Origin of the sequence: Komarekiella delphini-convector SJRDD-AB1, from assembly GCF_014831675.1 — a bacterium.
Classification (GTDB): domain Bacteria; phylum Cyanobacteriota; class Cyanobacteriia; order Cyanobacteriales; family Nostocaceae; genus Komarekiella.
In genome coordinates, this window is record NZ_VJXY01000062.1 from 11,810 (window position 1) to 35,123 (window position 23,314).

Consider the following 23,314-nt stretch of genomic DNA (forward strand, 5'->3'; position numbering starts at 1 on the left):
GGGGGACATGGTGGATTTTATCGAGCAATAAGGATTTTTTTGGCAAGTTTATTGGGACACCAAGGATTAGTAGAGGTTATATGCGGTTTGTGTCATTAACAGAGTCACCGAAAAAAGATATAGGAGATGTCAGGAAAAAAGTTTAAACCATTTAATGATGAAGCAGTAGAGAGATACTAAAGAATTATGTCAAAAACCAGCTTTAACAAAATCGGAAAAAAGTCAATAACGTTAACGCCGTTTGAAGACATAATTCATCTGGCAGGAATATGTGAAATAGATTTAGGGAATCGCCGGGGGATAGGAGCCTTAATCTTAAAAAAGAATTCAGATATTCAAGTTAAGTTTTGCTTTGACTGTATTGGGATTCATCCACATTTAGAAGCGGAACAAATTCTGCCGATATTTGACAGTATAGAATCTGGACTTAAAGAAATACCAGAGCAGGAATCATTAACAATCCATTTAGGCTCCTTTACTGATGATGCCCCCAGACAAAAAGAGCTAAAAAGTTTGGAGAATGGCTGTAATTTAGAGCAAATAAAACTTTTGCTGCGGAGTGAGAGAGTTCGGGCAAAGGAATTAACTTTATCAGGTGAGCGCAAGAATAAGTTTCTGCGTTTGTGGTGTACATATACAGTATTTTCCGGTGAAGAGAAAAGCCAAGATATCGTAGAAACAGGGCTAAAGAAGTTACAGAGTATTTGGTATAAATTTACAGGTGAGATTCACGCGATTGAACAAAATAGAATAGAGAGCATTTTACGGAATTCGTTTGTTGAAGGCTTTGGCAGTTGGGAGCAAGTCGTCAGTAATAAAATGGGATTATCAGTCAAAGCGCTTTCTGCTGCTGAAATCTGGTCAGTGTTATGGTTGCAGTTTAATACTTCATCAGTCGCCCAACTACCAAACCCATTAAAGCTTGACTCTTCAGGGCTAACAGAGAAACAGACAAGTGATTTTCACATTCGGCATCATGTTTTGGGTACAGAAAAATCAATTCCATTATTTGATAGGAAATGGGTAAAAATCCAAGATAAATATATTGGTGTACTCAATTTCTCCTCAAAGCCGGGGGGATGGATTGATGAGTATGCTCAACTGCGATATCTTTGGTCAGTGATAGCGCGGGGTAAAGTTTCAGATACCGAGATATTTTGTCAAATCACTAAAGCCAATCAAATCTTCGCTAAGACAAACTTACAGAGATTAACAAAACAATCAATTACTACTACGACAGCTTCTAATGGAGCAGGGAATATAGATGTGAAAGCCGGATTGAATATAGAGGAGGCAGTAGAAGCACAAAAGACAATCTACAAAGGTGCTAGTGTGGTGAATACGGCATTAGTATTTTTAGTCCACCGAGATAACACTCGTTCATTAGATGAAGCGATTAAATATCTAGGGTCATGTTTTCAGAGTCCGGCAGCAGTTGACCGAGAAACAGAAATTGCGTGGAAAATTTGGTTGCAGTGTTGTCCATTCATCTGGGAAGGATTACTAACTAAACCATTCAACCGGAGATTACCTTATTTTAGTTCGGAAGCCCCAGGATTAATGCCTTTAATTCGCACAGCAACAGGTGATAGCACAGGCTTTGAGTTGATTGCAGAAGAAGGAGGCACACCGATACATCTGGATTTGTATAACCAGCACAAACACATTGCTATTTTCGGTGCAACTCGTTCCGGGAAGTCAGTACTGGTGGCAGGGATTTTAACTCCGGCTTTAGCACAAGGGATACCTGTTGTAGCGCTGGATTATCCTAAACCAGATGGGACGTCCACTTTTACAGATTACACAAATTTATTGGGAGAAGATGGTGCATACTTCGATATTTCCAAAGAATCAAACAACTTATTTGAGTTGCCAGATCTCCGCAATTTAGATGCAGACACAATCAAAGAAAGAATGAATGATTTCAAGGAATTTTTGAAATCAGTATTGATGACCATGATTGTTGGTACTAATGCTCTGGGAGTCAGTGCTAGTATGCTGTCTAATATTGAATCACTTGTTACCTTAGCTCTAGAATCTTTCTTTGCGGATGATGAAATTAAGCTCAGATACAGAGCCGCTTTGAATTCTCAAGTAGGAACTAGTGAGTGGGATGATACACCGACGCTGAATGATTTTTGTAAGTATTGTTCACCAGGGTATATCAAGCTAGATTCAATTGCTAATAATAGCAATGATGTATTGCAAGCTCTCGACCAAATCAGGCTGCGCTTGAATTTTTGGTTGAACACTAGAGTCGGTCAATCAATATCAAAGCCATCGAGTTTCAGGACAGATGCTAAATTATTAGTATTTGCACTCAGAAATCTATCGAGTGAATCAGACGCGGCAATTCTAGCACTATCAGCTTATGCAGCAGGACTCAGACGGGCGCTTTCATCAAAGGCGAGTATTTTCTTTCTAGATGAAGCACCAATTCTGTTTGCTTTTGAATCGATAGCAGAACTAATTGGGAGGCTATGTGCTAACGGTGCTAAAGCTGGGATTCGGGTAATTTTATCTGCTCAAGAACCGGAAAGTATTTATCAATCAAAAGCTGCTGCTAAAATCTTTGCTAACATTACTACACGATTAGTAGGGAGAATTCAATCAAGTGCAATCGACCCATTCGTGGCGAGATTTAAATATGCGTATGAAATCATTTCTCGCAATAGTACAGAATCATTTTACCCCCGGAAATCAGGAGTATATTCTAACTGGCTATTAGACGATAATGGCAAGCTAACATTTTGTCGATATTATCCAGCGTACTGTTTATTGGCAGCAGTCGCTAACAATCCTCACGAACAAGAGTTGCGAAGTCTTTTCCTCAACAAATATAAACATAACCCTATCTTAGGTTTATTTAGATTTAGCGAGGATTATATCAGGATGATTCGAGGTGAAGAATTATCTGATTCCGCAAAAGAGTTGCTTTTAACAATTAAATTAACAAAAATCGGGTGAAGTATGAAAGTTATAAAAGTTAATCAAAAAATCTGGGTGGCTTCCTTGATTGCTCTATTAGGAGTTTTAGCATCAACACCGAGTTTGGCACTCTCGTTAAATATTGGGAATTTTTTTCAAACAATCATTAGTGATGCCCAAGACTCAATCAGAGAGTTAGAACAAAAAGCCCAAACCCAAATTGATCAGGCTTGGAGCGGTATTAGAACAGATGCCCAAGCAGCTATAGATAGCGCAATCGGATCGATGGGTGCGGTAGATCCGATTGCTAGTAGTGAAGATTTAAAAGAGCGACTTCGGGCTAGCCGTTCATTGCCAGAAGCAAAAGCGACGGGGCAGGAGCTAGAAAGGCAGTTAACAAAGTCTTCTGTGTCTGCGGTGATGAGTAAGGAAGGACAATCAAATACAGCCAGGAAATTAGCAACAACTATGCAGATAGCGCAAGATGTTAAGGGGTTGGGCGACCAAGCACAAGCAATGGATGCCTCTCAGAATATTCTTAAGGCGATCGCGGCTCAAAATGCCTTAACTATTTCAATGTTGGCACAAGTTGGTACTGATGCTGAAACAGCGCGTTTAGATACAGCCCAAGGAAATTTAATGCTTTCTCAAATTGCAGACAATATTGCTTCTGACCGTGAAAGAGAGAATCTGCGGACGATGGGGCTAGCCTCGCTAACTCAAGAATTAATTGTGATGTCCAATTTAGATCCGGCTTATATAGAAAAATAACTATGCGATTATTCTTCCCTAAAATAATAGCTCAAGGTGTATTTGCTGGTGGTGATTTAGTTACAAGAACTGCGGAAAATGCCGATGCGATTTCTCAAGGCTTTAACGAATTATGGATAGAGCTTTTAAACGGGCAATTGTATGGTTCCTTGTGTACAGTTGGCACTTTATTTGCGGTTTCAACACTCGTATTCTTTATAATTGAGTGGACGAAACAAATGCTCAATTTTGAAGAAACACGGGCGATTACAGATTTAATCTGGCCGCTAACAGTAGCAGCATTATTATTTCAAAATGGGCAATTGCTAGGGCAAAGCACAATGGCAATGCGAGATATGATTAACAATACAAATAGCTATGTGCTAATACGTACTGCGGCTGGGGTTGATTTAAGAGCAGCTTACCAAAAAGCATTAGGTGTAGAAGCAGTTCGTAGTGCCATTGGTCGAGAAATGGAAATGTGCCGAACTTCTTCTTTAGCACCACAAGAGGCAATTGATTGCCTGACTGAAGCTAAGCAGAGGTTGATGAATGAATATCCCCGCTACTTTGTTGGCTCTAACGGCCCCTTTGCCTGGTTAATAGATCGCATAGATCGGATAATTAATGCTCCAATCGATGCAATCCAAAGTGGAGCTAACCCTGTACAAGTATTACTTTCGCCATTCAGTGCTTATGTCGGTTCAGTAGTGGCAGGGACTATTACGAATATATTGGTGGCATTAGGAGGAGCATATCAATGGGGTATAGAGCTAACGATGCTGCTGACTGCACTTTTAGGGCCTTTGGCAGTGGGTGGCTCATTACTTCCTTATGGGTCGAAATCAATCTTTACCTGGTTAGCTGGATATTTCTCTGTGGGAATGGCCAAGCTTTCGTTCAATGTGATTACGGGATTTGCAGCCGAATTAATGGCTAATTCTCGGTCAGATCAGCCGTTATTCTTCTTATTCGTGATTGGAATTATTGCCCCAGCATTAGCAACCGGATTAGCCGCTGGAGGTGGATTAGCACTACTGACGCAACTCAACAAAGCCGCAGACCAAGCGATTAGTGTTGCCAAAGATGTGGCTGTGACAGTTGTCTCGTATGGAGGGGGTGCGCTAGCTAAAGTAATTCGTCGAGGAGCTTGAATGGATGTCTTTAAAATATGGGGAAAGGGTCAGGGGAAAAGGGGAAAAAGAACGCCTAAAACTTTTAAGCAAGGGCGTATCTGTGCCGACAGGAGTGGGCTTGCTTTGTACCGCAGCTTTTTCGATGGCGTTAATATCTTTGTTGTTACAGATTTTAAATTATGGCGCGACTCGCTCTTTAGTCAAAAATCAAATGCCCTCGTTGGTGCAACTATCATCAGGAGAAACAATTAGTGCAATTGCTGTAGATCCAACAGAGCGATCTAGTGAGGTAATTAAAAAATTTGTGTCCGACTCATTCATTAGAATGTTTAGCTGGGATGGCTTGATACAAACATTCAATGAAAAAGGAGAATCAATTACCAAGCCAGATCCAGGTGTGGAGGTAAGTGGTGGAAAACTAAATAGACTCTATCGGGTGACAACTAAAGCTTACGAAGCGGCTTTTGCACTTTCCGAAAAGCAGAACTTCCGCGCTGCTTTTTTACAGAAACTAGCGACGATGACCAAGACAGATGTTTTTACTGGTGACATGCAAGTATCGCTGATCCCCAGATTTATCTCAGAGCCACGCAAGATAAAATCTGGTCAATGGGAGATTGATTTGGTGGCCACCCTTGTTACCTTTCAAAAAAGAGAAAATTCTGGAAGCGGAATTTCCTTCAACAAAACTGTGACAGTGGAATCAATTACCACTCCTCAAACTCCCCCTAAAGATATTACAGACTTAGCCAAGAAAATCTATACAATTCGCGCCCCTGGATTAGAGATTACACAAGTTGTTGATTTAAAACTGGGCGAAAGGAAAAATAATTATGACAACTAATAATCTACATTTTTCAGATGAAAATAATCTGTCAACCGTAGATGAAATACTAAGGTTAGATGATGAAGAGAATCGAGAAGCAGAGGATCATCACTCGAACGTCTTCCCTCTGACTTCTGACCTCGTTGAAGATGATAAAGATGATACTGAACCAACAACTAAGCATACAGTTGTTACCTCCCCTTGGTCAAGACTAGGAATGGTTGGTATTCCCTTAGGGGGTGGTTTCCTGGTGTTCTTCATGCTGTTCAACAGTATTATTAATGGAGGTAATCAAGCTAAAAAAGAAGAAGCTAAAACTGTTAATCAACCAACTGAGCAAGCATTATCAGAAAATGATGGTGATGTTTATGCTCAGTTAGCCCTTGCTAAGCAAGCCCAAGAATTAGATAAAATTGATAGCCAAAAGAATAAGTCTCAGGTTCAAAAAACAGAAAAGCCTGCTCTACCTTCTCCTGAAGTTCCTGTTTCCCGCCAAAGTGTGGCAGTTGCCTCATCTCCTCCACCACCCCCGCGCTATGTACAAAGGAATTATTCACCGCCACCTAGAGCAATTGCTGCTTCTCCACGCAATTATTCTGTTACTAGACCTCAGCCAATAGCCACAGTAAAACCAGCAGCAGATCCAATTAGTGAACTGAATCGACTCCGAAGCTTAGGCTCCTTCGGGAAAATAAATTATGCTAGTAATGTTACTGATTTAAACAACGATACACTCTCAAAAAATCAGATTGGCTCTGGTTACAGACAACCAGTTAAATCTCAGAAAATATCTGCTGGCAGTGAGATTAAAGAACCTTTATTTCCCGGCTCAAATAGTATTGAAACACCAAATGATGGCATTGAGATACCAGGTTACGGCATTGAAAAAATTCGCCCTCGTTGGTCAAAGATACAAAAGTCTGCTGAGTTAATTGCTGCTACTGATAATGCTTCAGCCAACAATTCAATCACAACAAATCGCTATTTAGTAGTAGGACAATTTGCTGATGGCGTATTGATGACACCTTTAGTCAAAGAACAGTCAACAGAACAAAATTCATCAATTAGACAGTCAGATTCTAACTCCTCCCGCTACTTAGCAAAGCTGACTCAAGATTTGTATGACAACTATGGGGATGTGGCAATTTCAAGAGGAACACTCGTTGCAGTTTCCGTAATTTCTGTAGATGGTGCTAGTTATGCTAAAGCACAAGTTACTTCAATTATCAAAGACAACACAGAATACCCAATTGCTAAGGATGCGATCTCCCTATTGGGGGAAGGAGGGAATCCATTAGTCGCCAAACCTTTTAAGGACAAAGGTGGAGAACTGGCTGGACAGGACTTAACTGTTGGCTTGGTGAGTGGTGTGGGCAAAGTAGGCGAAATTATCAATCAATCGGATTCTAGCAGTAGCGTTATTAACTCTGCTGCTGGGACTTTCAGTACTAACGTGACTTCAAACACTCGACGTAATATTGGCGGGGCATTCTTGCAAGGGGCTTTTGGCAAACTTGGTGAGATTATTGAGCAACGTAGCCAAACTTCTACCCAAGAAATCCTTTCTCGTCCCAACATCTGGTACATCCCCAAGGGAACGAAAATCACGTTTATGGTGAATCGCACTTTGGAGCTACCGTGAAAAAGTTAATTATATTTGCTTTCGCCGGAATTTGCTTGATGCCATTAAGAGCGGTCGCCTCACCTGTAGTCCGCACTGTTAAACAATCGCAAGCTAGTGGTAGTACTGCGATTGTACAAACAATCAAAGTTTGGAATGGCAATGGGGTAAGCATTTCATTTTACGAAGTTTCGGAGATTGTTAAACGAGTGTGGATTGACGACCCCTCCCAAATCCTAATTGACACTGATGGTTGTTTAGAGGGAATTAATCCTAACTGCCAAAGCCCTGGTGCGGGACTGATTCACTTACGACGCATCCAAAAAGTTAATATCCCTGGCTTACCCCAAGCAAAATCGACACATCTGACGATCATTACCCAAGCAACAGACGGTAGACGTAAAGCTTACCACTTCCAAGTAACTGCTGCTGCTGGAAAACCTGAGTACAGCCAAATAGCAATAGAGGGTGATATTTCCTATGACTCAATTGAGAGAACACCAGTCAAACTCAACCCCAGACGACCACGGGCACTATCTAATGTTAGGCTACCTCTTAAGTAAACAGGCTCAAGTTGTTTGTCCCAAGTCCACGAAACAGCAGTTAAGAAAACAAAGAGATGATAGGCTACGTTATTTTATATTCTTTGGTTTAGTCATCGTTCTTTTCCTTCATGCTTTTTGGAAGTATGGAATCCTGAATCAGGCGATCGCCTCCGGTGGGCGGAACGCCATCGCTTATCTTATGCCTAGTGCCTCAGATCAAGTCCCGGTGGTCGATTCCGGCAGCGGTTTTGTTCCTGATTGGTCACGCCTGAAATTTAGCGACATGATTATGGGCGAAGGCGGCAGTGTTAGTTACCCCACTGACCGAGGGGAAGAAACCAGAATTTGGAGTGCTGGACAAAGTATTGCAGACTTCATGGAACTTGGGGACTTTGAAGATGCCCAGTTCTCAATTGAAAAACTTAACTTATCAAAAATATCAGAATTACTGGACATAGATTTAAACAGCTTGAAACTGTCTGATTTTGGTGTAATTAAAACACAAACTATCCCCACTTTAGTCAAGGCTATCCCTACACTCACAAATAAATCACCAGCCAGCATTAAAGCAATCCACGACACTTATATAAGAGCTGGTGTTTCTCCTCGTGGCACAATTGGTAATTCCCTCAACAATCCTAAGCTAAATGAGGTTGAGTTGGGAAGTGCAATTGATTTATCAAAGTATCAACTTACATCTATTCCTGGAATTGAGTCGGCCTCGATTGATAAATTTGATAGATGGCAAGATACTGTGATTGGACTTGTTCCGGGGTTAAGAGACTTGCCTTGGAGCGAGTTTCCTTCCTTACCAAATCCCGACCTTTCATTTATTGGCAAAGTCGATTTAGTCCTGCGAGATATCGAAGCTAACCGTATTCGCAGTATCTCTGGTAGTTATCAAGAAGGCTTTAACGTCCCATGCTATCAAAATAACTGCGCTCACGCTGAGATGTCCGGGCTAGGCAGAACTACTGGAGCGCAATGGATCTCTGGCAAAGTACAAGAGGTAGAAGGCGGTTTCGGCATCTTGAAAGCGGTTAATGATGGTAAAGAACCAACGGGTCGTCATCCCTTTGGGCCTGCTTTCAAGCAAGTGGTATGGGATATAGACGAACCAACAGGAGCCATGTCTACTGCAATGTTTTTTCGGTTCTGCAAAACTATTCCTTTTGTGGGTCGTACTTGTACGCCTTACTTCATTGGCCCTGTACCATTCATTACTTACCGTGAACAAGACCCAATTATCTTTGGAAGTCCTTCTACTGTCCCCTAATAATTTAGCTTCATCTGCTAGACGTCTTCACTTTTAAATTTTATGTTCTACTCAGCAATTGATGAAGGATTACCAATTATCCTCTGTGATTTTAATTATCCGTCTCTCTCTCAAATTGGGGCTTATGCTCATAGCTTAGACTATGACATTCAGATTTTTGCTCCCGGTTTTTCTGAATCAGAAGTGTGCAATCCTTTAGATTTTCTGAGAGATTCGGCAGATGCCCAAACAGCGCGTCAATTGGCGACGGTAATCAATAAAAACTTCCACATTCTAAATAATTCCAATGAAGATGGGTTCTTTGGGCCATCCGGCGACCAACTCACCCAAGCGGTTTTGATGTTAACAAAGGAGTTTGGAGAGTATGCAGACATCATGACCTCAACCACACTTATAAAGAGTAAACAAATAGTCAGCCGGCTGATAGCAAGTAACTTAAATCCTTGGATTCGGATTGCCTTTAGCCAGTTATTTAGTTCTGCCAGTAGTGAAAAGACTGTAGCAGGAATACTGACTTCTACGCTCTCGATTTTTACCTCTTTGGTCAGACAAGATACTCTCGGCTATTTTCTAGGTAAAACAACGCTGCCTCTAAAAATTAGGGGTAAGCAGATGATTGTTTTGGGTTTGGATAGCAATCGTTATACTTCTCTTGCTCCTTTGATGTTTGGCATTTTACAGATGCTCATAACGTCCTATGTTTCTAAACAGTCCTTAGACTCTCCGGTAGTAGTATTAGGTGATTTCTCTTTTGCTTATGTACCTGCGTTATTGACTAGTTCTAGATGTATTGTAGGTTGTGCTTGGGACTTCATTCAACATATTGCGCCGAAATTAATTGATGATTGTTGTCAAGAAAATTGGAAGAAGTTCGTCATAAGTCATGCTCCTAAAACTCCGACAATATTGACTACACAATTTGACCTGGAATTAAGAGCTTCATATGTAGAACGGAGATTTCCAATTCAATTATGAGTAACAATTTAACAACTCCAAACACAATCAATCAATCATTTCGCTTTGACCAGTTGCAAAATCCTAAAGATGATATTGGGCAATACACTCATCACCTGTTTACTCCTAACGGGTTAGCACTTCTGGGGATGTTAGGAGTCTACTTGTTAATGAAGGTAGTCTTGGGTGATGGCGCTAAAAAGAAACTCGCAACTGGCTATTGGGGAGGCAAAAAAGAAATAGACACAGCGAAGAAAAAGGCGCTCAGACAAATTAAATCTCCCAAATGTGATAGTGCTACTTTGCGTATTGGTGAAAGCTTCTATGTTCCTGATGTACAAAGGGGAACCGCTGCAATTGGCGCACCAGGAAGTGGCAAGACTTTTAGTGCGATCAACCCAATGATTTATGATGCGATCGCTCAAGGATACCCGATATTACTCTATGATTTCAAGTATGCGTCGCAAGCCAAAATTGCAGCCTATGCAAAGAAGATGGGTTATGATGTCCACATTTTTGCTCCGGGTTTTCCAGAGTCAGAAGTCTGCAATCCCTTAGACTTTCTGAGAGATTCAGGAGATGCGGAAACAGCGCGGCAATTGGCGACGGTGATCAATAAAAACTTCCGCATTCTGAATAATTCCAATGAAGATGGATTCTTCGGGCCGTCAGGCGACCAGCTAACCCAAGCAGTTTTGATGCTAACCAAAGAGTTCGGTGAGTATGCAGACATCATGACCGCCGCTGCCATACTTTCAAGTGAGCGAATGGTTGATAGATTAATGGCTGCTAGTTTTAATCCGTGGATTCGGATTGCCTTTGGTCAATTATTCAGTTCGGCCAACTCTGAAAAGACAGTCGCGGGGATTACTGCTACAGCATCGTTGATGTTCACTCGCTTTATGGCGAAGAACACACTCGGCTGTTTTGTCGGTAAGACAACGCTGCCTTTAGAAATCAAAGGTAAGCAGATGATTATCTTTGGCCTGGACAGAGAGCGTCGGGATGCAGTTTCTCCACTAATGACCAGCATCTTGCACATGACTGTAGCACGGAACATCGCTAAAAAAAGGAAAGACCCGTTAATAGTTGCACTTGATGAATTACCCTCGATATATCTACCTGATTTATTCAGATGGCTCAACGAGTCCCGAAGTGAGGGTTTCTGTGGCATCCTCGGCTGGCAGAACATGGGGCAACTTGAAAAGAATTACGGCAAGGAAGTAGCTAAAACTATTTTAGGGGCTTGTGGTACTAAGTTCGTGTTTAACCCTGGAGAGAATGAATCTGCACAGTTATTCTCCAGTTTTCTGGGTGATGAAGAAATCAAGTACAAACAGAAGAGTCGTTCGACTGGCGGTGGAAAACCTAGTACCACTACTAGTGAACAAGAAAAAACTAGGAAACTGTTTGAGTCTGCCCAATTCTTGAAGCTGCCAGCCGGGAAGTGTGTATTTATCAACCCAGCTTATGCTAATAAAAAAGAGGGGTCAATTCCACTACTGAAAAATATTAAAATTCCTCAATCCGTGAAGGACATTGACGAATACAACCAACAGACCTGGGGGAAACTAGTTAACACTCTAGCCCGACGTAGTACTCAACAACCTCCTACACAACGGGATTTAGACATCAGGATTCAACAAGTAGACCGGAAATTACCAATTCCCCAAGACCCTGTAGAAGCTGGGGTGCAAGCGTTACCTGTTGATAGTTTAAAATCAATTCTTTAGGAGGAGGAGGTGAGAGCTAGAATCAAGGAATTTGCGATCGCTGATTTTCAATCCATTTATCAATTAGATAAAACTCGAAAAAGACTGCTAGGAAACATGGTAAATATTCTGGCAAGTACAACTGGGATTGTCAAAACTTTCTCTAAACAGTCGAGCCTCAGACCCTTACTAAAAAAAGTGGGTATACACGTCAAAGTTGTTTTCTGGCGTCTGAAAGTAATTATCGATGAAAAATGTTATGAGCAAATCATCCAGAAATATATTCAAGGTATTGGTTGGCATGATTTGCAATATATAGTTTTTCTAGCAGCCAGGCGCAATTATGTAGAGTTTGATATTATCTTTAATCGTGTCATTTCTAATACTCAAATCATTGATTTGAAATGCTTAGGCGCACAATGGATACAGTACGAAATTTTGTATAAAGCGTACAAAGATATTATCAACATTGCCGAGTCGAAATTCTATGTTTGATGAACGCTCTTTGAATTCGCTCAATCCTACAATATTTGACACAGAGGATTATCAGAGAACTCTCAAGATTTTAAATGCGCTTGTTCCGGTAATTGAAGCATCAGTAGAGCGATTGCAGCACGAGTGGGACAAATGGGCGCACATTGAAATTGGTGATGATACTTACGTCATGAAGCCCAATGAATCGGGGGGATATTCTTGGGAGAAGATTGATTATGAGGATCATGACTGGTACGAAGAAGAGGATGAACCAGAGGCAGAAATTGGCAAGGAAAATTTAGTAAATTCTGATTTATCAACTACTGCAAACTCTTCAGCAGCATCAGAAGAATCCACCAATGTTACTGCACAAGAACCTCAAGAAGAAACAGTCACGAATGCCACTGTTTCTGAAGTACTTAATACTGTGCAGTCTCAATCATCATCGTCACCATCCACAAACACAGAGACACAACAGCAAGAACAAACAGTTACAAATGCACAGTCACAATCATCAGCAGAAACATCGACTGCTAAAGTACAAACGTCTTCATCTGACTGGAATCCTGAGCACATCGACCTAAAACATTGGAAAGAACTGGTGGAGGACAGTGCAATTGATCCGCTTATAGCCTCTGCTAACTTCAAAAGCTTACATCAAAACGGATGGCAGCATCAGGCTTGGGAACACTTATTTTATAGTAACGATGTTCCTCGCCGCAATGATGGACGGCTTAGAGATGGGGATTTGAAACGATATAGCCACATTGAGAAAGGCGGATGGTGGTGTGAGGCTGGCGTTGATCCGCGTTCGTTCGCTAATTTGTCACCGGGACAGCAACCCCTTCAAAAACTTTGGGGTTGTTATAAACCCGATGAACCGAGATATCAAATAGATAATAAAAAACAGAAATTCTCTTGGACTTGGAACAACAAATCTTCTACTCCAGAAACCCCAGATAAACTCCCAAAACTCAAAAAAATTAAGTACGAACATCCACCAAAAACCGAACTAAGCATTTTCTTACTGGAAGTGCCGGATGAAATCGCTAATAAAGTCTACTCTAAAGCCGGGGTTAATCCGAACCAGAGCGATCGCCAATCCGGTTTTTGGTACTGTGTATGGAAACATAATATCCCGATTACTATTACTGAAGGAGCTAAAAAGACTGCGGCTATTCTTTCTCAAGGTGATGCAGCGATTGGGCTGCCAGGGATAAACGCTGGCTATCGCTCTTATGATCAGCAAAAAAATCCTATTACGCCGCATTTACGTGAAGAGTTTGCCGTATTCGCTACACCAGGACGTGATCTTAAAATTTGTTTTGATTACGAAACCAAGTCCAAGACAAAACGGAGTGTATTTGCAGCAATTGCACAAACGGGAAAGTTGCTCGAAGCTGCCGAAGTCAAAGTCAGCGTAGTTTCATTACCAGGCCCAGAAAAAGGGATTGACGATCTAATTGTGGCTCATGGGGTTGAGACTTACCAAAAAGTAATGAGTGAAGTCTTACCCTTGCAGCAATGGCAACAGCAAAATCCACCACCTGATTTAAGATTCATAATCACCCTTAAAGACGGTAGAGAAATCAACCTTTACGAGAAACTCTCTGATGGCACTGTTACGTCTAACCCGGCTGAGTTAAACTCTGCTGAGATTGACACATTAACACAGAAGTTACAAGAGAATTTACCACTATCAAAAGACTTTGTTGAGTCTCAAATAGTTGCCGCTGATTTAGAAGCTTCTAATCATAAGAATGATCACACTCAGGTTAATTTTCAAAAATACTGGGCTGGGCAGCGACAAGTGCCAAACTATGCTCAAAATCTTCCTAGAAGTTTTTTGCTGCAAAAAGAGAATAAACAGATTGCTCTGACTGCTAAAAAACTGATTGACCAATATGGAGGCAAGGAGGATGATGGCAGTTTTGTTTATAGGAGTGAAGTATTCAGTATTAGAAAATCTGGGGATAAAATCAGTATTCATCGTGCGGTAGATGAGAAAGAAAGTTACTTTAGTTTTCCCTTAATGCAGTTTGAAATTGATAAAAAAGAGCAAGTTAAAATTATTAAGCCTCCTTTTAATATGCTTTCTGTAGAGCGAGAAGAATTTTTGAATGTTGCTAATAACCTGAATCAGGTTAGTGAACTACCATCATTTTATGAAGATGCTATAACACTGAAGCAGAATCTTGGCTCTCTTGCTCCTTTGGGAACTCAGAAAGTTATTAATAATCTTCAAAAATCGGAACTCTCACAACTGCTGACTACGATTATGGAAACAGCAAGTAGCAAACATTTACAAGTGGGAGAGTACAGAATTAAATCTGAGGTTAATCAGCAGACAGGTCATTCATCTATTAAATTAATTAAAAAAGATAATCACGAACTAGAAAGAGTTGCTGTCCAGATTGACACGAATACTAATGAAATTCAGATCATGAAAGTTAATGAAGAGGATATGAATAATCTCAGATTAATTGCTAAAAGAGTCCAGTTAGAATATTCGGACTCTGGGCAACAACAATCTAGTACTTATATTTCAAGAGAACCTACAAATAACTATACTGACAATACTACAGTTCATAGTAATTCTGCACCAAAAAACACGTCATATAGAAAGACGAAAACTCAGGTAACAGAAACAGAAGATACTCCGAAACGTGGATATATGGGTCGCACCATTAAAGAGCTAATAAACCAGTATGGAGCAAGACAAAATGATGGCAGCAGAGTTTATCACAGTCAAGCCTATACTTTTGTAGAACTCTCTCAATCGAATAAGACCTCATTGCTAGTTTACCGCTCTGGTACTCAGGATAAGAGCAGAAACGACCCAATAGTGAGGATTGATAATTATCACAGCGAAAATGATCCTGGTACTATTAAAGCTTGGAAGATTTCTCCTCAAGAAAAGTCCATTTTTATTGAGATGGCTAATAGTTTAGATAGTGGCGATGGCTTGCCACCTATTAATTCTAATCCAACTGAACTCAGAATAGCCCTTGGTTCTTTGTCTCCTTTACAATCTTCTTCCCCTAAGCCTCAATCAAATAGTCAGCGTAAATCTCGTGATATCGAGTTATAATTTAGTAAACTTTTCTCACTTTTCTCAAAACAGAATTCAGGAGTAAATCGCCAGAATTCTGCAATTGAATTCTGACTTCTGACTTCTGGATTCTTCTTAAATTATTAATCCTCTTCAAAAATATAATTATGCCTGAAAGAAAATTTTCAACTTTAGAAAAGATCAGAGAGATTAATCCTGGGATCATCTCAGATAATATGATGATTGCCCGACTTAATCGAATACTAAAAGAATCCAAGCCTTCAGAAAAAGTTAATACAGTTGACGCGAATCATCTCCAAAAATCTCCTCAAGAGTTACAACAAGCAAGTTTAGAATTAGGGCAGCTATTATCCAAAGGTCAGCCTCTTGAAGAATATAGGCAGCAACTAAAAACAAAATATCTCTCCCAGTACTTGAACAAATTTGGAGTAGAATCTCCGCAGAATACTCAGCCGAAACAGCAAAGTGTGTTATCTCAACTTGAGCAATTTAAACAACGAATCCAAGAACGAGAAAAATCTTTAGGTAAGACTCAAAGGCAAAGTGAAGCACTTTTAGAAGTCCGCTCACCAGATGACTCGAAAAAGTCTTTTATCAGAACAGTGATGGACAATATCATTACCAAGGGTAAGAGCCTAGGTAATCAAATCCGTGGATATGATGTCAATGGGTATAAAACCCAACTTGAAATACAAGACAATAAACAAGTTGTCAGCGTCGAGCGCAGCAATCCACAAGCCACACAAACGAATCCAGCTTTCAAAGCCGAAAAAGAGGGCAGTAAGGAATTTAACATCTTGCAAGATAATCTTTCACAACAAGAAGCTAAAGAGATCACTGATCTTGCAGAGCAACAGCAACAAAGACAATTGCAATCACGCCTTCAACAACGCAAACAGCAGCAGAAAAACAATAGCCCAGAAATTGGCGATTAATTGAGTTAAATTCTTGAAAAACACATTTTATAACTCTTATCAAGCAAGGCTTTCCCAAAATTTACGAAAAGGTGTTTCGTTTTTAGCCCTCGATTCATCTCGCCGCCAACCGTTCCGGTGTGGCGGGAGCATTCTCTCGGAGTTTAAGTAATATAACAGTGATGCTTTGTTGATCGATCTTCATCTCCATGTCCCAGGTATCGCTTCCTCAACCGCTCTATCCATACCTACCCCTCACCGCTCTTGCGCCCATGCAGGATGTGACAAACCTCTGGTTTATGAAGGTTATTGCCCACTACGGCAGTCCTGACTACTTCTTCACCGAGTATTTCCGTGTGAATGATACCTCACGGCTCAATCGTAGTATTCTGGCAGCAATCACCGAAAACGACACGGGTCGCCCCGTTTTTGCTCAAATGATTGGTGAAAGCATTCCAGACTTAGTAAGAACAGCAAAGGAACTTTGTGGCTATAATATCGCTGGAGTTGACTTGAACATGGGCTGTCCAGCACCTAGAATCTATCGCAAAAATGTTGGGGGTGGATTGCTGCTCTTGCCAGAAAAAGTGGATCGGATTTTGGGAGAACTGCGACAGACAGTCAACGATCGACCTTTGACCGTGAAGATGCGTTTAGGCTTTGAAAATACAGATAACTTTTACTCCATTCTAGATATAATCAATCGCCACAGCATTGATTTGCTCTCTTTGCATGGTCGTACGGTAAAAGATATGTACCACTCTTGTGTGAAATATGATTTGATTGCTCAAGCGGTCAAACGAGTTCATTGTCCAGTGCTTGCTAATGGCAATATCCACTCGGCGACAAAAGCCCAAGAAGTGCTTTCTCAAACGGGCGCGGCGGGTGTGATGGTGGGACGCTGGGCGATCGGGAATCCCTGGCTTTTTAATCAAATTCGGCAAGCTTTGCGCTTTGAGCCAATCACGCCCGTTCCTTTAGTAGAGGTACGCAACTATATTGATCGTTTATGGCAAACCCCCACAGCGCCAACTATGCCAGAGCGAGCGCGCGTAGGCTACCTCAAAATGTTCCTCAACTATATTGCCCTAAGCGTTGACACGAATGGTCATTTTCTGCGGCTGATGCGACAGACCTCTACCGAGGTAGAACTGCTTAACCTCTGCGATCACGTTCTTCTTGCTGAAGGAACGAAAACTTTAGCCCTAGCACCCTCCTTGAGCGTGTAACTATGGCAATTATTTACTTCAAGTTTGCCAGTGCAATCAACCTCTAATTAAAATAACCAATTAAATTTCCACCCATAAAACCACAGATCAATAGAGTACGCTTTGCTGTCTGGCTAACTTTAGATAATGGGGAACTGATTGCTGCCAATACCAAATAAAAACCTGCTTCGATAACGTCTACATCAAATTTATAAATCGCTAGAATAATTAAGCCAATAAATATAGCGATTTCTACAATTTTTTCTACAAGATCCAGTACAAATTTTGGTTTGGGCATTATGAAAGCCTAATTACTTAGACTTCTTGATTTTAACCACGCAACGACCGAATAAACGGTCGTCCCGGCGGCAAACTTCAAGGTCGGTTCTATTGTCTATCATTAACTGCCGAGCTTCTCTGCCCTCAGTTGACTTTGCCCACTGTAAAAGCTTAATGTCATTAGCGGTTACGCCAGTGAGCGGATCACTAATATAATTAGCAATTACATTCTGCGTGGTAAAAGAACCAAGCATTGCACCAATGCCAATCATTCCACCGAGAATACCAGAAATAGACCAAAAGCCTAGTTTTATTTTACCAATTTGCGGCGCTTCAACTCCCAAAGATACCCCTGGCTTGAGCCTTTGCATTTCTTGCTTCAATACATCCTTGACAGCTGCGGTAATGATTGCGTGTTGCATCACCTCAGCGCTTTTGCTAGCTGATTGCAACTTTTGGTCAATCATTAATCCACCTGCTTCCAGTAATACCTCCATTTGAGCAGGGAATTGAGTCATCATTTCTTCAAAATTACCCAGTATGCTCATGATTTGAAACATCGGGTCTTCTGGGTCAAATCCAATCTCCGATGAAAGCTCCTGAATGCGTTGTTTCTCTAGTTCAGAAAGTGTATTCATATTCTTCTAACCGTTGAGATTTATTCAATCCCAAGTAATTTTTCGCAGTGAAATTATTGATCACAGCAGAGTGAAAACTTTTAGCCCAGCGATAAGTATAGGCTCGATATACCGAATAGATTTCTAGATGTTTACTTACTGCTGAATAGGGCAAGCCCATGCTCTCTATTGTTTCGTAACTATACTTATTCAACTCTTTTAAGATAATCTCAGTACCGTTGAATGTAGCTAGCTTTTCATATACTGATGAGCGCTGATACTGGCTAAACTGTTTATCAAAATATTGATTTTTCACTACTATATAGTCAGCTGCCGAGCCAACAAACTCTAGTAATTGTTCTAAGTATTCTACGCAATCTAGTCTATGAGATATTGGATGTAATAAAGTTAGCCGCCAACCGCAATCATTTAGCAATTTAAATAGATGCACTTTGTGGATATATTGACAAACTTTATCTAAATACTGTCCTGGCATATCAACGGTGATCGCGTCACAATTACCTTTGAATTCTTCTAGCATGATGTCAGTTCCGCCTCGAAAAAAGTCTATGTTTTCAATTGGAACTATTTGAGAATAAGCCGCTAGTTTATAACGCGTATCATGGTCATAAATTTTAATCAGCTTTCCTTGTGAACAAAGCAAGTCAATTAACAATCTCATAACTGTAGATTTCCCCACACGAGAATCACCTACAGTCATAATCAAGCGTCTAGGAGAGATTGACATTTTTTAAGCCTAGTAAATCTTTGACTGGAATGATTGATTCCTTAAAATTTTCCATCCATCGGCTAACCCTCCCTCGAACTGATAACTTTTCGTTCTGTGCTATTCCTTGTGCGAAAGAATAGTTATTTTCATCGAGGTAATCATAGGCATGAGCTATTAAATCTGGCATATATATTTCTGGTAACTTAACCCCTTCTTCATCCCTCACCTTTTTTATTAAGGCGGAATTGTCATATCTTTCAAACGCTTCTGATTCCCCGAAAAACAGGTTTTTTACAACTATATAATCAACCTGCCCATTACAAAAATCATGCATTTGAAGCAGTTGATTGACAGAATCTTTCGTGCGGTTAATTACCGCTACCATTGTCGCCTGTGATTTGAGATCATTTTTTAGCATTTTAAAAAAGCCCATTTCTTTCTCAAACAGTCGGAAATACTGAATTGATTGTGATGGCAACTCTAACAAAAACAAGGATTTTGCTTGGGTTGGCACTTCTTGTTCTTTTTTTAATGGTGGTGACATCAAAGTTCTTAAAGTATCGAGAAACGCATCAGCTTTTCCTCTAGTAAAAATATCAAAAGGTAGGACTTGACAATCATTGCCGTAAAACCTTTTGATTTGAGGATTTGATGTGTCAGCGTCAAATGCCGCAAAGTTTTGCTCAGTATCTAGATATGTTTGTAATAACGCTCTAGCAAATGTACTTTTACCTACACCACCTTTATCACCAGTAACAATAATTAATCTCCTGTTGGTTTGAGTATCTTCTGATATTGCTTCTTCAGTAGTTATTTCTTCTGTTGTTTCTTGCTCAGTAGTTACGTTCATGATTATTTTCTTCTTTTTCTTGTTTACAGATCCCCTTCGGGGCAATACGGTTCGGATAAGCTGGGGGAGGCTGCAATACGGTTCGGTTAACAAAGTTATCTGTTGAGGCAAGCTGCTCTTGAGCGGGGGGTGCTGGGGGCGCTGGGGGAGTAAAGAAGTAACTAACAATAACTCTCTTGCTCCCTCAGCTCCCTCAGCTTCCCCAGCCTCCCCCGCTCCCTCAGATCATTTCACGACGATCTCACTTTTTCGCGTTGCTCCCGTGAGTGGCTTAGTTCCCCTGTTCCCTTCAATCCGGGGATGTTTAGGGATTGCGAAGCCACTCTTGTTTAGCTTGGCATTCATATCTGCTACGGATTCCCATTAACATAGGGTCGGGTTCGGAAGTTAAAAATTTATACAGTGCAACTGCTTTTTCTTTGGTCGTCAATTGCTGAATTTTGATGTCAGACGTGGGTTTAGGAAGGGTAGCTTCTTCATTTGCTGGCCCGACATGAAAATCCTTCATTAAGTAATAACCTTCATCTGCGGCTTCACCCCTAATCAAACATCCTCGTGACTTGACAAACAAATGTAAGTCTATCCCTGTAGTGAACTCTCGCCTCCGCACCATTTCATACTGTGTGGCTGGGCCCCAAACTAGCTGACTTGATTCTAAGCATTGATTTTTGAGGTTACGAGACATAGAAACAATTTTTTGTACCCCACAAACCTTCCATGACACTTTATAAAGTGGGGGTGTGCTTTTGACTAATCCTTCAACCCTGCGTAATTCTGCATTTGTCTGTGCATCAACGCTATTAGCCTGGCATGACCCTACAACCAACGACAAAGCAAGCATTGCTACGGCATTTTTAATTTTCAACATCTACACTCTCTTGTTTAAATTTGATTCAACAGTCGCTCGTTATGACGGCTGGTATCTTTTTTGCGGACAATTGCCTAATACTTCACAAATCACGGTGTTGTAATTAAAGTATCCAAGTTTGACTCCGCGCATAACTGCATGAGGACGGTTGTAAGCTTGTAATTTCTTATTGACCAAGTGAACGTAGGATTTGACTGTACCTTCTGTTACATTCATCAGTTCTGCAATTTGCTCATTTGAAAGACCACATGCCATAAACTTGAGTGTTCTCAGTTCTGTGGTTGTTAAAGTAACTCTAAAGTTTTTTCCTTTGTGAGTTCTGCTTTTCTCCTCTTTGGCTTTGTTATTATTGGTTAAAAAATTCTTTGACAGTTTTGGATCGATCCAACATTCGCCTTCTTTTGTCTTAACAATTGCATATCTGAGAATTTCTGGTTCAGAAGTCGAGAGTAAATACGAGTCAGCCCCAGCGCTCAATGCCAGGGCAACTATTTCTTCATCATCTTGATCTGTCAAGATTACCACTTTGCAATCAAAGCGTTGTTTAATCGCAATTGTGGCTTCTATACCACCCATGTCTGGTAAAGAAATATTGATAATCACAATATCGGGTAAGGTTTTTGCAACTAACTCAATGCCCTCTGCCGCACAAGCTACCTCTCCACAAACCTCCATCATTGGAGATTGTGAAATTGCATTGACCAATCCCAAGCGTAAAAGAGCCTGCCCTTCAATAATTACTATTCGGATCATGATGTCAATACATCGCTACTTTTATATATTAAACGTTAAGTTAACACGCTTGTCTTAATTCAAGTAGTTTATGAAGAAACAATACATTCGTCAATAATAAGAAAGCATGATTAGTTAGCGTGAAGAATCAATCATTCTAAAATCTGAATCTGGCTGATTCAATGGTAAAAATTTCAGTTTTACCCCTGGTCGGATATGAACTTGATTAGCTTGTTTTGCCCTGAGTTCCAAAACATGAGTTGCAGTAGAAGCATAGTATACAGGACATGGTTGTTTTGGGCATGGGGATGCATTATTAATCACCTTTGTTACTACACCATCATCTAGATAAACAATGTCAAGGGGGATTTGGACTTTGTACATCCAAAAGCCTACATTAGTATGCCGTCTACCTAAGTCGAATAACATTCCCTTATTGCTTGGCAAAAAAGTCCGAAATTTTAATCCTTTGTATAACTCTTCTGGTAGTGAGGCTAACTCTAGGTAAAAAGTACGCTCTCCCTGAATCAGCTTATATTTGATAGGTAGTTGTTGAGGAGAGTTTTGCAAATACCCGTTAGCAAGCGCTCCTACAATCAATGACAGACCTAAAACTGGCCCAATGATTTTGATGACCTTAAAAACAAAAGCATAAGGATTGCTTTTGAGTGAGAGGGGAAACATAATTAACTAAAGATATTGACATTGCCATTGCTGTAAACGGAGTCATCAACAGGGCTAGATGGTAATCCCTGTAAGGAGGCTTTATTTCGCATTCTCTCAACTTTGTCAGCTTCTCTGATGGCCAAAGGATTGATATTCTGCCTTGCTTCTAGCAGAGACAAGAGTGTAATTTCTAAAACAGTCGGCTCATTAGTTAGCGGTACATCACTGGGAAACATCGCATAGAAAGTGCTGGCTGCGGCCCTTTCCACAATGTTTTGAATTTCTGCGCCGACACAGCGGTGTGTTTCTTTGAGTAGCCGACGCCATTCTTGTTCAGTAAAGGCATCTCCTCCATTAAGGAAGCGTTGATCAAAACGTCCCAGGTGAATTTTGAATATCTCATAGCGTTCTCCATTGTTTGGCAAATCGACTTTGAAGATATCATCAAATCGTCCGGCTCTAGTCAGTTCCGGGGGCAAGTAGTCTAAATTATTAACTGAAGCTATTACAATTACTTCACTTGTCCGCTCTTGCATCCAAGTCAATAACATTCCTGCCAGTCGTCGGGACAGATCATCATCTCCGGCAAATCCCTTATCAAAGTCGTCTAAATACAAAAGTACACGATTAATCCGATCTACCAAGCCCAGTAACTTTTTCAGCTTGTATTCTGCCTGATTACCATAACTGCGAAAACTGCTCCATTCCAAAACAATCAATGGAAATCCCAAGATTTGGGAGCAAGCTTTGGCGGAGTGGGATTTTCCTGTTCCTGGTGGCCCTACCAATAACACCCCTTTTGGTAGCTTAAGATTGTATGCTTTGGCTAAGGGTGTTAACAAACGTTTGTATTTCCTAAATACTCCTTGCATCAGTTCTAGTCCTCCAACTGCGTGAGCCGAAGGTTGGAAAAATTCAATGTTGTAGACTCGTTTAAGGGGTGCAACGCGAAAAAGTTGGGTAATGAAGGGTAGTGTGAAAGGCACAAAAAAAAGTAGGATGCCTGGACAAGATGTTTAGGCTGATAGCCAAGCAACCAGGAGTCTCCTACGTTGAAAAGTAATAACAATATACCTGCAACACTAGACCTAGCTCAATCCCTCAAAAATTTTTCTCAAACAATTACTGAACCAATGTCAGTATCTGATGTTTCCC

Annotated in this window: 20 protein-coding genes and 1 pseudogene; 13 read left to right on the forward strand and 8 right to left on the reverse strand. The window is 40.7% G+C overall.

Annotated features, from left to right (window positions below):
- Positions 1 to 186: 186 nt before the first annotated feature.
- From FNW02_RS32405 to FNW02_RS32465, 13 genes are all read left to right on the forward strand, one after another.
- Entirely contained in the window at positions 187 to 2,967 is a 2,781-nt protein-coding gene (locus FNW02_RS32405; RefSeq protein ID WP_191761543.1) for a helicase HerA domain-containing protein, read from the forward strand.
- A gap of 3 nt (positions 2,968 to 2,970) precedes the next feature.
- The gene (locus FNW02_RS32410; RefSeq protein WP_191761544.1) at positions 2,971 to 3,699 is read left to right on the forward strand and encodes a hypothetical protein; all 729 of its coding nucleotides are present in this window, start codon (positions 2,971 to 2,973) and stop codon (positions 3,697 to 3,699) included.
- A gap of 2 nt (positions 3,700 to 3,701) precedes the next feature.
- Positions 3,702 to 4,832 (forward strand): hypothetical protein, encoded by a 1,131-nt coding sequence (locus FNW02_RS32415; protein ID WP_225226067.1) that lies wholly within the window; start codon positions 3,702 to 3,704, stop codon positions 4,830 to 4,832.
- A 4-nt stretch (positions 4,833 to 4,836) separates the two neighbouring features.
- Positions 4,837 to 5,658: a hypothetical protein gene (locus tag FNW02_RS32420; protein ID WP_191761545.1), complete on the forward strand. Its 822-nt coding sequence runs from the start codon at positions 4,837 to 4,839 to the stop codon at positions 5,656 to 5,658.
- On the forward strand, positions 5,648 to 7,282 hold the full coding sequence (locus FNW02_RS32425; protein WP_191761546.1) for a TrbI/VirB10 family protein: 1,635 nt from the start codon (positions 5,648 to 5,650) through the stop codon (positions 7,280 to 7,282). Before FNW02_RS32420 ends, FNW02_RS32425 begins: the two co-directional genes overlap by 11 nt.
- Positions 7,279 to 7,824: a hypothetical protein gene (locus tag FNW02_RS32430; RefSeq protein WP_191761547.1), complete on the forward strand. Its 546-nt coding sequence runs from the start codon at positions 7,279 to 7,281 to the stop codon at positions 7,822 to 7,824. The genes FNW02_RS32425 and FNW02_RS32430 overlap by 4 nt, the downstream gene beginning before the upstream one ends.
- A complete protein-coding gene (locus FNW02_RS32435) occupies positions 7,742 to 9,082 on the forward strand; it encodes a hypothetical protein (protein ID WP_225226068.1) in 1,341 nt (446 codons plus the stop codon). The genes FNW02_RS32430 and FNW02_RS32435 overlap by 83 nt, the downstream gene beginning before the upstream one ends.
- Positions 9,083 to 9,124: 42 nt before the next feature.
- Positions 9,125 to 10,057 (forward strand): type IV secretory system conjugative DNA transfer family protein, encoded by a 933-nt coding sequence (locus FNW02_RS32440; protein WP_191761548.1) that lies wholly within the window; start codon positions 9,125 to 9,127, stop codon positions 10,055 to 10,057.
- Positions 10,054 to 11,769 carry a type IV secretory system conjugative DNA transfer family protein gene (locus FNW02_RS32445; protein ID WP_191761549.1) on the forward strand — a complete coding sequence of 572 codons (1,716 nt, stop codon included), beginning with the start codon at positions 10,054 to 10,056 and terminating at the stop codon, positions 11,767 to 11,769. The genes FNW02_RS32440 and FNW02_RS32445 overlap by 4 nt, the downstream gene beginning before the upstream one ends.
- Positions 11,770 to 11,778: 9 nt before the next feature.
- The gene (locus FNW02_RS32450) at positions 11,779 to 12,243 is read left to right on the forward strand and encodes a hypothetical protein (protein ID WP_191761551.1); all 465 of its coding nucleotides are present in this window, start codon (positions 11,779 to 11,781) and stop codon (positions 12,241 to 12,243) included.
- Entirely contained in the window at positions 12,236 to 15,313 is a 3,078-nt protein-coding gene (locus FNW02_RS32455; RefSeq protein ID WP_191761552.1) for a DUF3854 domain-containing protein, read from the forward strand. Before FNW02_RS32450 ends, FNW02_RS32455 begins: the two co-directional genes overlap by 8 nt.
- 128 nt (positions 15,314 to 15,441) lie before the next feature.
- The gene (locus tag FNW02_RS32460) at positions 15,442 to 16,230 is read left to right on the forward strand and encodes a hypothetical protein (RefSeq protein ID WP_191761554.1); all 789 of its coding nucleotides are present in this window, start codon (positions 15,442 to 15,444) and stop codon (positions 16,228 to 16,230) included.
- 188 nt (positions 16,231 to 16,418) lie between these two features.
- The gene (locus FNW02_RS32465; RefSeq protein WP_191761559.1) at positions 16,419 to 17,438 is read left to right on the forward strand and encodes a tRNA-dihydrouridine synthase family protein; all 1,020 of its coding nucleotides are present in this window, start codon (positions 16,419 to 16,421) and stop codon (positions 17,436 to 17,438) included.
- 43 nt (positions 17,439 to 17,481) lie between these two features.
- Here FNW02_RS32465 and FNW02_RS32470 read toward each other — a convergent pair whose 3' ends face one another.
- The 8 genes and pseudogenes from FNW02_RS32470 to FNW02_RS32505 all read right to left on the reverse strand — a co-directional run.
- Positions 17,482 to 17,715, reverse strand: a complete 234-nt coding sequence (locus FNW02_RS32470) for a hypothetical protein (protein ID WP_191761561.1) — start codon at positions 17,713 to 17,715, stop codon at positions 17,482 to 17,484.
- Between the two features lie 13 nt (positions 17,716 to 17,728).
- The gene (locus FNW02_RS32475; RefSeq protein ID WP_191761563.1) at positions 17,729 to 18,334 is read right to left on the reverse strand and encodes a DUF6753 family protein; all 606 of its coding nucleotides are present in this window, start codon (positions 18,332 to 18,334) and stop codon (positions 17,729 to 17,731) included.
- A complete protein-coding gene (locus FNW02_RS32480) occupies positions 18,318 to 19,061 on the reverse strand; it encodes a hypothetical protein (RefSeq protein ID WP_191761564.1) in 744 nt (247 codons plus the stop codon). Before FNW02_RS32480 ends, FNW02_RS32475 begins: the two co-directional genes overlap by 17 nt.
- Positions 19,045 to 19,893 carry a nucleotide-binding protein gene (locus FNW02_RS32485; RefSeq protein ID WP_191761566.1) on the reverse strand — a complete coding sequence of 283 codons (849 nt, stop codon included), beginning with the start codon at positions 19,891 to 19,893 and terminating at the stop codon, positions 19,045 to 19,047. Before FNW02_RS32485 ends, FNW02_RS32480 begins: the two co-directional genes overlap by 17 nt.
- A gap of 304 nt (positions 19,894 to 20,197) precedes the next feature.
- Positions 20,198 to 20,761 (reverse strand): hypothetical protein, encoded by a 564-nt coding sequence (locus FNW02_RS32490; RefSeq protein ID WP_191761568.1) that lies wholly within the window; start codon positions 20,759 to 20,761, stop codon positions 20,198 to 20,200.
- A gap of 39 nt (positions 20,762 to 20,800) precedes the next feature.
- The gene (locus tag FNW02_RS32495; RefSeq protein ID WP_191761569.1) at positions 20,801 to 21,514 is read right to left on the reverse strand and encodes a response regulator transcription factor; all 714 of its coding nucleotides are present in this window, start codon (positions 21,512 to 21,514) and stop codon (positions 20,801 to 20,803) included.
- Between the two features lie 114 nt (positions 21,515 to 21,628).
- Positions 21,629 to 22,177: a DUF192 domain-containing protein gene (locus FNW02_RS32500; RefSeq protein ID WP_191761571.1), complete on the reverse strand. Its 549-nt coding sequence runs from the start codon at positions 22,175 to 22,177 to the stop codon at positions 21,629 to 21,631.
- A gap of 2 nt (positions 22,178 to 22,179) precedes the next feature.
- Positions 22,180 to 23,094: pseudogene (locus tag FNW02_RS32505) on the reverse strand (ATP-binding protein); the annotation flags it as partial.
- Positions 23,095 to 23,314 lie beyond the last annotated feature (220 nt).